The sequence below is a fragment of the Anoxybacillus kestanbolensis genome (genome assembly GCF_001996285.1).
Taxonomy (GTDB): Bacteria; Bacillota; Bacilli; order Bacillales; family Anoxybacillaceae; genus Anoxybacillus; species Anoxybacillus kestanbolensis_A.
On sequence record NZ_MQAD01000037.1, the window covers coordinates 1 to 8,535 of the forward strand.

The 8,535-nt window shown below is 38.0% G+C and carries 9 protein-coding genes and 2 pseudogenes; 9 read left to right on the forward strand and 2 right to left on the reverse strand.

Features of this window, described 5'->3' with window-relative positions; genetic code table 11:
* Positions 1–141: 141 nt before the first annotated feature.
* From BO219_RS13705 to BO219_RS13715, 4 genes and pseudogenes are all read left to right on the forward strand, one after another.
* Positions 142–1,242 (forward strand): M20 peptidase aminoacylase family protein, encoded by a 1,101-nt coding sequence (locus tag BO219_RS13705; protein WP_143271314.1) that lies wholly within the window; start codon positions 142–144, stop codon positions 1,240–1,242.
* Positions 1,243–1,380: 138 nt separating this feature from the next.
* Positions 1,381–2,064, forward strand: coding sequence for a DNA alkylation repair protein (locus BO219_RS13710; protein WP_077429947.1), 684 nt, complete (start codon positions 1,381–1,383; stop codon positions 2,062–2,064).
* Complete coding sequence (locus BO219_RS15060; RefSeq protein ID WP_268915866.1) at positions 2,064–2,195, forward strand: hypothetical protein; 132 nt, start codon at positions 2,064–2,066, stop codon at positions 2,193–2,195. Before BO219_RS13710 ends, BO219_RS15060 begins: the two co-directional genes overlap by 1 nt.
* 251 nt (positions 2,196–2,446) lie before the next feature.
* A pseudogene (locus tag BO219_RS13715) lies at positions 2,447–2,608 on the forward strand (IS256 family transposase); the annotation flags it as partial.
* A gap of 67 nt (positions 2,609–2,675) precedes the next feature.
* Here the strand turns inward: BO219_RS13715 and BO219_RS13720 are convergent.
* The gene (locus BO219_RS13720) at positions 2,676–3,935 is read right to left on the reverse strand and encodes a Glu/Leu/Phe/Val family dehydrogenase (RefSeq protein ID WP_143271312.1); all 1,260 of its coding nucleotides are present in this window, start codon (positions 3,933–3,935) and stop codon (positions 2,676–2,678) included.
* A 324-nt stretch (positions 3,936–4,259) separates the two neighbouring features.
* Here BO219_RS13720 and BO219_RS14930 point away from each other — a divergent pair.
* Positions 4,260–4,514, forward strand: a pseudogene (locus BO219_RS14930) (hypothetical protein); the annotation flags it as partial.
* Positions 4,515–4,646: 132 nt separating this feature from the next.
* On the opposite strand, the gene BO219_RS13730 reads toward BO219_RS14930, so the two are convergent.
* Entirely contained in the window at positions 4,647–5,639 is a 993-nt protein-coding gene (locus BO219_RS13730; protein ID WP_077429949.1) for an NADPH:quinone oxidoreductase family protein, read from the reverse strand.
* A gap of 132 nt (positions 5,640–5,771) precedes the next feature.
* Between BO219_RS13730 and BO219_RS13735 the strand changes: the two genes are divergently transcribed.
* The 4 genes from BO219_RS13735 (at position 5,772) to BO219_RS13750 (ending at position 8,372) form a co-directional block, all read left to right on the forward strand.
* Positions 5,772–6,359 (forward strand): TetR/AcrR family transcriptional regulator, encoded by a 588-nt coding sequence (locus tag BO219_RS13735; protein ID WP_077429950.1) that lies wholly within the window; start codon positions 5,772–5,774, stop codon positions 6,357–6,359.
* A gap of 265 nt (positions 6,360–6,624) precedes the next feature.
* A complete protein-coding gene (locus tag BO219_RS13740; protein WP_077429951.1) occupies positions 6,625–6,990 on the forward strand; it encodes a hypothetical protein in 366 nt (121 codons plus the stop codon).
* Entirely contained in the window at positions 6,957–7,892 is a 936-nt protein-coding gene (locus tag BO219_RS13745; RefSeq protein ID WP_143271313.1) for a S1 family peptidase, read from the forward strand. Before BO219_RS13740 ends, BO219_RS13745 begins: the two co-directional genes overlap by 34 nt.
* A 117-nt stretch (positions 7,893–8,009) precedes the next feature.
* The gene (locus BO219_RS13750) at positions 8,010–8,372 is read left to right on the forward strand and encodes a DUF3221 domain-containing protein (RefSeq protein ID WP_064213870.1); all 363 of its coding nucleotides are present in this window, start codon (positions 8,010–8,012) and stop codon (positions 8,370–8,372) included.
* Positions 8,373–8,535 lie beyond the last annotated feature (163 nt).

Consider the following 8,535-nt stretch of genomic DNA (forward strand, 5'->3'; position numbering starts at 1 on the left):
TCCGTTCTTGTTTCCGAAGTGTTCGAGGTGTCCAACCGTGATCATTTGTGATTTTCAAACGTTTCATGCCAATTCCGCTCCTTTTGTATAGAAATATTTAGGAGCAGTATAGCCATGAAAAAAGGTGTTCATACAGAAGTCATGGTTTTAAGGTGCATGTATATAGAAATTTTTCATTACTTACATGAACATCCTGAAACGAGCTGGAACGAATATAATACGACGGTTTATATTAGACAATTTTTAGAAAAGGAAGGGATTCCATATAAAGTTTTTGATGACTGTCCAGGTATTGTTGCTGAAATGGGAAATGGAAAGCCTGTCGTTGCCGTTCGCGCCGATATGGATGCTCTATGGCAAGAGGTAGATGGCGAATTCAAGGCTAATCATTCTTGCGGACATGACGCGCATATGACAATTGTGATGGGACTTATTTTAAAATTAAAAACTTGCCACTGGGAAAGAGGAACGGTACGATTTATTTTCCAGCCTGCTGAAGAAAAGGGGAATGGCGCGATCACAATGGTGGAAAAGGGGGTTGTGGACGATGCCGATTATTTGTTTGGGGTTCATTTGCGTCCGATTGAAGAATTGCGCTTAAAACAAGCCGCACCATCGATTCGGCACGGGGCGGCCGAGTTTTTAGTCGCCAATATATACGGTTCAGATTTTCATGGTGCTAGGCCGCACCAAGGTGTGAATGCGATTGATGTTATTTCATTGATTAACTTTCAATTAAAAAATATATGTTTTTCTCCGCAGCAATCTTATTCAATAAAAATGACAAAATGTCAAGCAGGCGGCGAAAATTTTAATATTATTCCAGGCAATGGACAGTTTGCTTTAGATGTAAGAGCGGAAAGCAATCAATTATTACAGAAGATAAAGGAAAAGGTAGAAAACGTCATAAAATCTGCTAAATCTATGGGAGCTGAAATCTCATATAAGTGGATAGATTTTACTCCAGCGGCAGAAGTGTCGGCAGAGGCGGAAAATTTGCTTCGAAAAGGGATTATCGAAACATTTGGGGAAAGTGGATGCGTCTCTTCGCTTGTAACGTCAGGAAGTGATGATTTTCACTTTTATACCATTAAAAGACCACACTTAAAAGCCGCTATGTTAGGACTAGGAGCTAATCTAAAGCCAGGTTTGCATCATCCCCATATGACGTTTGATCATCCTTGTTTAATCGATGGAGTGCAAATATTAAAAACTGCAGTTATGGAAGTATTAAAAAAATGATAGGTTTTCCAACGGACATTGCCTGTCACTGTTTGAACTGTTAAAGAGGTGAGAATGAACTTCTCCCGCCTACACGTTGTTTAGAGGTGGGAGACTTGAACATGTTAAAGAATGTTGAGATCATTAGGAGGAAAAACAATGGCCGATATTTATATAAGACAATTGGTACAATGGATGAACCAGCATCGAAATGAAGAAAATGCGAAAGCGATGAAAAAATATATGCGCGACCAATTTGATTTTCTTGGCATTAGGTCACCACAGCGAAATGCATTGTTAAGAGAATTTTTAAAAGAGCATGGAAAACCACGTTTGGAAGAGTTGCCGCAAATGGTTTTAGCGCTCTGGGAACTGCCGGAAAGGGAATTTCAATATATCGCACTTACTTTGCTTGAGAAAGAAGTAAAGAAGTTATCCGATGAACATTTACCGCTAGCGGAAACACTGGTTGTCACAAAGTCATGGTGGGATACAGTTGACCCTCTTTCTACAAACATAATAGGAACCATATTAAAAAAACATCCGAAATGGATTGAACATTATACTAGAAAATGGATTCAGTCTGATCATATGTGGCTGCAACGTACCGCTATCTTGTTTCAACTAAAATATAAAAAAGAAACAGATGAACAATTGCTTTATCAGTATATTCGAATGTGCAAGGACTCAAGAGAATTTTTTATTCAAAAGGCGATTGGATGGGCGCTGCGGGAATACTCGAAAACAAATCCAGAAAGTGTGATAAGCTTCGTAGAAAGTGAACATTTGGCACCATTAAGCAAGCGTGAAGCACTCAAAATCATTAAGAAGCATGAAAGCTGATGGGGGAGAAGGGAGAAAGTGCAAAACATATAGTTACAGGGCGGATTTATCAAGAAATGGAGCAAATTTTATTAGCAGCGAAAACGTTTCGAAGCAGCCATGCGTTTCTGCAAAGAAATGGATCGGTGTGAAATATTAAAAAAATTTGATTTTTAGTTTTTTTAAAATCAATCATATAATTTGAGGCGTTGAGGTCATTTTGTCATCAGATGACCTTACATATTCGTAGTGATTCATTTTTTGTATGAATGAAAACGGTTTCTTTAGCAAGGGGGGGATGATGTATAAAATTTTGTGTAAAGCATTTTGCTAGACCAAAAGAAAAAGGTAGGGTATTCTCTGATTGGACGAAAAACATTCCAGAGAAAGGAGAACCCTACCTATGTCTAAAAGTATATCGAATATCGACTGGGCAAATCAACTGGAAAATGCCATTCGTCAGTTTGTGAAAGAAAAATTAGAGCTGATTATGCGGGAAGAAATTAAAAATTTCCTCGAAATCGAACAAGCGGACACATCCAATATGAGAAACGGCTACTATCAACTAAGAGACAGAACAAAAAAGAAGCCTCAAAGCGAGGCTTCGATTCAAAGTTGCTTCTACTTTAGAATTACACCCAGCCGCGCGCTTTCATCGCTTCTGTAATTCGTTTTAACGAAATAATGTAAGCGGCTGTGCGCAAATCGGTACTATATTCTTGCGCCGCTTCATAAACGGCGTGGAAGCTATTCACCATAATGTCCGCTAATTTCATGTTTATTTCTTTTTCGCTCCAGTAATAGTTCATCAAGTTTTGTACCCATTCGAAATAGGATACAGTCACTCCGCCGGCATTGGCGAGGATGTCTGGGATGACGAGGATGTTTTTATCAGCAAGAATGCGGTCTGCCTCCGGAGAGATTGGACCGTTTGCCGCTTCAGCGATGATTTTCGCTTGAACTCGACCGGCGTTGTTTGATGTGATCGCGTTTTCCAAAGCGGCAGGAATTAAAATGTCAACTTTCAGCTCTAATAAAGCGGAAGGATCAATTTGATATTCCACACCGTAGTCAAGCAATGAGCGATGGTCTTTCAAATATTCTACTTTCCCTAGATCCAATCCGTTCGGATCATAAATGGCGCCTTTGGAGTCGCTGACAGCGACAATTTTGCATCCAAGTTCTGAGAGCAGTCTGGAAGCGATTCTTCCCGCGTTTCCGAATCCTTGAATTGCGACAGTCGCGTCTTTTAACGGACGTCCGAGTTTTTTCATCGCTTCTTGAATGGTAATGACACAACCGCGTGCGGTTGCTTCATTTCTTCCTTTCGATCCCCCGATGATGAGCGGTTTTCCTGTAATGACTCCTGGGGAGAAAGATTGTTTGATGCGGCTGTATGTATCCATCATCCATCCCATAATTTGCGGATTTGTATAAACGTCAGGAGCAGGAATGTCTTTATCTGGGCCGATGATTTGCGAAATGGCTTCGATAAATCCACGGCTGACGCGTTCCAGTTCTCCAGGGCTTAATGTTCGTGGATCACAGACGACTCCGCCTTTTCCACCGCCGTAAGGAAGACCAACGACACCGCATTTAAACGACATCCACATCGATAATGCCTTTACTTCATCAAGTGTAACATCGGGGTGAAAGCGAATTCCTCCCTTAGTAGGACCTAAAGCATCGTTATGCTGGGAGCGGTATCCTTCGAATACCCGGATGGTACCATCATCCATTTTGACAGGGAATGATACGGAGAGGACTCGCATCGGTCTTTTTAAAACTTCAACGATGTGCAGTTCTAAACCTAGTTTCGCTGCGGCTGTTTCGATTTGCTTCTTGACAATTTCATACGGATTCAAGTTTTCCTTTGTGATAATCACATCAATTCCCCCCCACCTCTAATGATAAAATGATGCAGCATGATTTTAGACGGTAGTTTGTTTATTCGTTAGATGATTATCATACTATCATTATTTTTATATTCATTCAATATTTTTTATAAAAATTTAAAAATATGAAATTAATTCGCTAGTGTCGCATAAAAAATATCAATAGACATAATAAATTTGAATTTTCTGCAACTATATTTTTGCATAAAAAATCCTTTATAATGGTTTGGTGGTAGTAACCCTATCCAAATCCAATATAAAGGATCCACAATTATGGAGAAGTTTACACGAAAAACATCATTTGAACAATGATTTTCACCAATTCATTTCAACTTATTTGACGATATGGTGAAAGCCTATCAATTAGATTACTATACAAAGAAGCTTTATATGGCTTCATTTCTGAAATGACTGTTGTACGCTCAATAGCGAAGAAAGCTGGCAACGTCACTAAAAATCATTGATTCGAGTACGTTGCTACTGAATTTGACGAACCACAAATGGGCAGAGTTCCGAAAAACAAAATCGAGCGTGAAGCTTCACTTGCGTCTTGTATTCATGGAAAAAGGACTTATGCGACGCTAGTGATAAGCTCAAATTGAAAAATCGACATAAACAAAGAGTTTAAGTCAGATAAAAAGCGTGCTCAAATTGTTTTACATATGTCCGAAAATCAACCTGTATTTATATAGATTTTTTCTTACTGAACTATGCTAGTTTTACAACCGTTCTGCCGCGTAGTTTTCCTTTAAGGATATTCGATAATGCCTCAGGAAGTTGTTCAAGTGTGATTTCTTGTGCAATCAAATCTAGTAATTGATTCGGTTTTAAGTCGCTGGCCATTCGTTCCCAAATTTGTATTCGCAATTCCATTGGGCAATAGACAGAATCAATGCCAAGTAAGTTGACGCCGCGAAGGATAAACGGGAAGACGGTTGTTGGAACGTCTGCGCCACCTGTTAACCCGCTGACAGCTACGGAGCCGTTATATTGGATTCGGCTAAGGATCGTGGCGAGAGTTCTCCCGCCGACAGGGTCAACAGCAGCGGCCCAATATTGTTTATCTAACGGACGGATTTGTTCTGGACAGACTTCTTCGCGAGAAATGATTTCTTTTGCGCCAAGCTTGCGCAGATATTCGTGTTCGCTTTCTTTGCCCGTACTTGCAACAACGTGATAGTTTCGTTTGGCTAACATGGAAACCGCGATGCTTCCGACTCCGCCAGTGGCTCCTGTTACAAGCACTTTTCCTTTTTCAGGGGATAATCCGTTTTCTTCTAAGCGGTGGATGGACAATGCTGCCGTAAACCCTGCCGTTCCTAAAGCCATTGCTTCTTTTAATGTCAATCCTTTTGGAAGAGGGACAATCCAATCCCCAGGAATGCGGGCATATTCACTGTAGCCTCCGTAATGTGACACGCCGATTTCATAGCTCGTTGCAATGACTTCGTCTCCTTCTTTAAAGCGCGGATCCTTAGAAGAGGCGACAATACCGGCGAGATCGATACCAGGGATAAATGGATACGATTTCACAATTTTTCCATTTGGAATGCATGCTAATCCATCTTTATAGTTGACACTGGAATAAGCAACTTTAATGACAACATCTCCTTCTGGAAGGTCATCCATGGAGACGGTTTTCACATTCACTGTAAAATCTGTCTCCGTTTTGTTCACTACTAGCGCTTTGAATTGGTCCACTTGACATCCCCCATTTTGTTTTTTCATATTCTTACCTATAACGATAACAAAATTATTCTGACCGGTCAAAATATTTTTTATCAAAAATTCATGTATAATGTCGTTATGATCGAAGTTTGAGGGGTGGATTGGATGAAGAAAAAGGCAGAAGAAAGGCGAGAGCAAATTTTAAGGGCTGCTTTTCAAGCGGTTTCCGATAAAGGATACGAAACGGTGACATTGCAAGATATCGCGGATTATGCCGCTGTAAGCAAAGGGGTTACGAATTATTATTTTGAAAATAAGGAAGATGTTTTTTTAAGCTTGCTGGAATGGGTGACGGATCGGATTTATCAACATGAGCATAAAGCAGTTAGCGAGAAAACAACGGCGATCGAAAAGTTAGAGGCATACATTCATTCGGTGTTTATCGACCCAGAAAAGAATAAAAAGTTTTATAAAGTGTATCTTGACTTTATCGCACAAGCCAGCCGAAATCCACAATATCGGCAAATTAATCTTAAGTTTTACGAAAACTGTTGGAAAATCGGACGCGACATTGTTGCGCTTGGACAAGAGGAAGGAACATTTTCATCAGACATTCAGGCGGATACAGCTTCAAAAATGATTCGCTCGATCATTGATGGATGCCTCATTCAGTGGTTAATGTGTGATGAAGATCATCTTCATGAGTTTTATAAAAATACTTGTTATGATGTTATTTTAAAATATTTAAAATAAAGAAAATCCTTCTTTGAAGTGACCCCTGTCAAGTAGACAGGGTCACTTCACTCCAGGCGAACAGTGCCTGGCACTGTTCGCCATGACAGTTTACCCATATCGTTTTTTAAGATGTGATTACTCTACAAGGTATGAAGGTTGGTTAGCTGAGAAAATTTTAATAATATTTCTAATTTAACTTGAATTTATTTATGAAAAAATAATATAATTTGTATTAAAATTATATATATTAAATATTTTTCAAAAAAATATGAGAGGTGTTTTTATGTTAAGAAAATTAGAATTTTTGCTTACTATCTTTATTTCGTTCCTTATCTTATTCCCGTCTATTTCTGTAGGTGCGACTAATATTGGCAAAGAACCATTATCTATGGTTCCTGAATCTGCATTACCGGTATTAGAAACTCAAAATAATGAATTGGCAGAAGTACATAGGTCAATAGAAAATATTTTTGGTAGTGTAGAGTCTTTTTATGAATACGGAACCCTCTATCTCAAAAAAGATGGTTCTATTGTTATCGGAATCAATAAAGAGGATAGTAAGATAAAAGAATTTAAGGAAAAAATTAAATCTGTTTCATCAAGCAATAAAGTACAGTGGAAAAAATTGACTATAGCACTAGTAGTTTGATTAAAATTGCAGAAAAAGTACAAGCAGATTTGGAAAAGCGTAAAGAAGAAAAGTCAATAGCAGAACAAACTACTATTGTTAGTGTTGACGAAGTGAACGGAAAAGTTGTTCTTGAGGTAGAGTCAATATCAGAACATATACAAAAACATTTTGAAAATCAATTTGGAGACATTTTGGTTATTAAACAAGGAATATCAGCTCATCCAGAAATTTCAAGAGAGAGAAACTGGACAAAATTAGGAGGAGGAATAGCTTTAAGTGATTATGGAGATCCTTTTGGAGTTTGTACTTCAGCAGGAATAGGAGAAAAAGATTCTAGATACTTTCTTATTACAGCTGGTCACTGTTTAAATGGTGATAAAAGTGGAGCCTATCAATATGATGTACGCGTTGGTACAGATCATACCGTAGGCAATTGGAATGGAATTGATGTCGGTTTAATTCTACTAGATAGCACAAACGAGTTGAGTCCAAGGTATGTAACAAATTATTTTTATTGGCATGCAGAAGACAATGACGACTATGATAAGAGAATCGAGGGCATAGGCACTTATTATTATAGCGGTATGTATTTATGTAAATCAGGGAATACAACTGGGGTTACATGTGGCTACCTTGAAAGTACTAGTTATAAATATGTAGACTATGCTGGTGACCAGTATGGAAGTCAAAAATTGTTAAAGATTAATAATGATAATAATACAGGCATTTTGAATTATTCATCTGGTGGTGACAGTGGAGCCATCGTGTTTGATCCTTATGCATTCTTAATTTATGGTATTCATTCTGGTGGGGAAAGTCCTGATGGAAGTACAAATCCTACCTATGGTTTATTCACAAAAATCACTGATGTAATGAACATGTATTCTACTCCTTCTGCGAGCTTCTCTATATATAAGTGATACAAATGTAAGATTTGACTAAAAGTTTTATTAGATTTTATAGAGCGTTTTGATTTTTTTTGAAATTGTTTTTTAATACTAAAACTAATCTCTATTAGTTCTGGTCAGGGGGTAGCTATGAAAAAGAAACTTCTTTGGTTTCCAATCCTATTATTGTTAATTTCTTGTTCTAAGAATGAAACAGGAAAAGAATCATCTGATTTTGTTTTATTTGAAGGGTATGTAGCGTTAAAGAAAGAGTATAACGGTAAAAGACTATTGGTTATTAATGATATTACCAAAGAGGATATCAGTAGTATGTCTCAGGACGAAATACTTAAATATGCAGCTAATCATGATAGCTTTTTATTCTATGTTGATGAGGAATATTATAAGAATATAAATGTTGGTCAAAAAATTAGAGTTTGGTATACCCCACCTGTGCAAGAGTCTAAAATTTTACAGGTTGGTGCAGAAAAGATTGAGGTGATAGATAATTAAACTAACTAAACTCACAAGTTTTCATAGCTATCCTTCTTTACAAAGGAGAAAATAAATACAACATAATTGGAGAACAGTGCCTGGCACTGTTCGATAATGAAGAAGCCGAGCATTTACGATATGTGCCGGAGCATCGGGAGTTGTATGAACGAAGAAAAGAGAC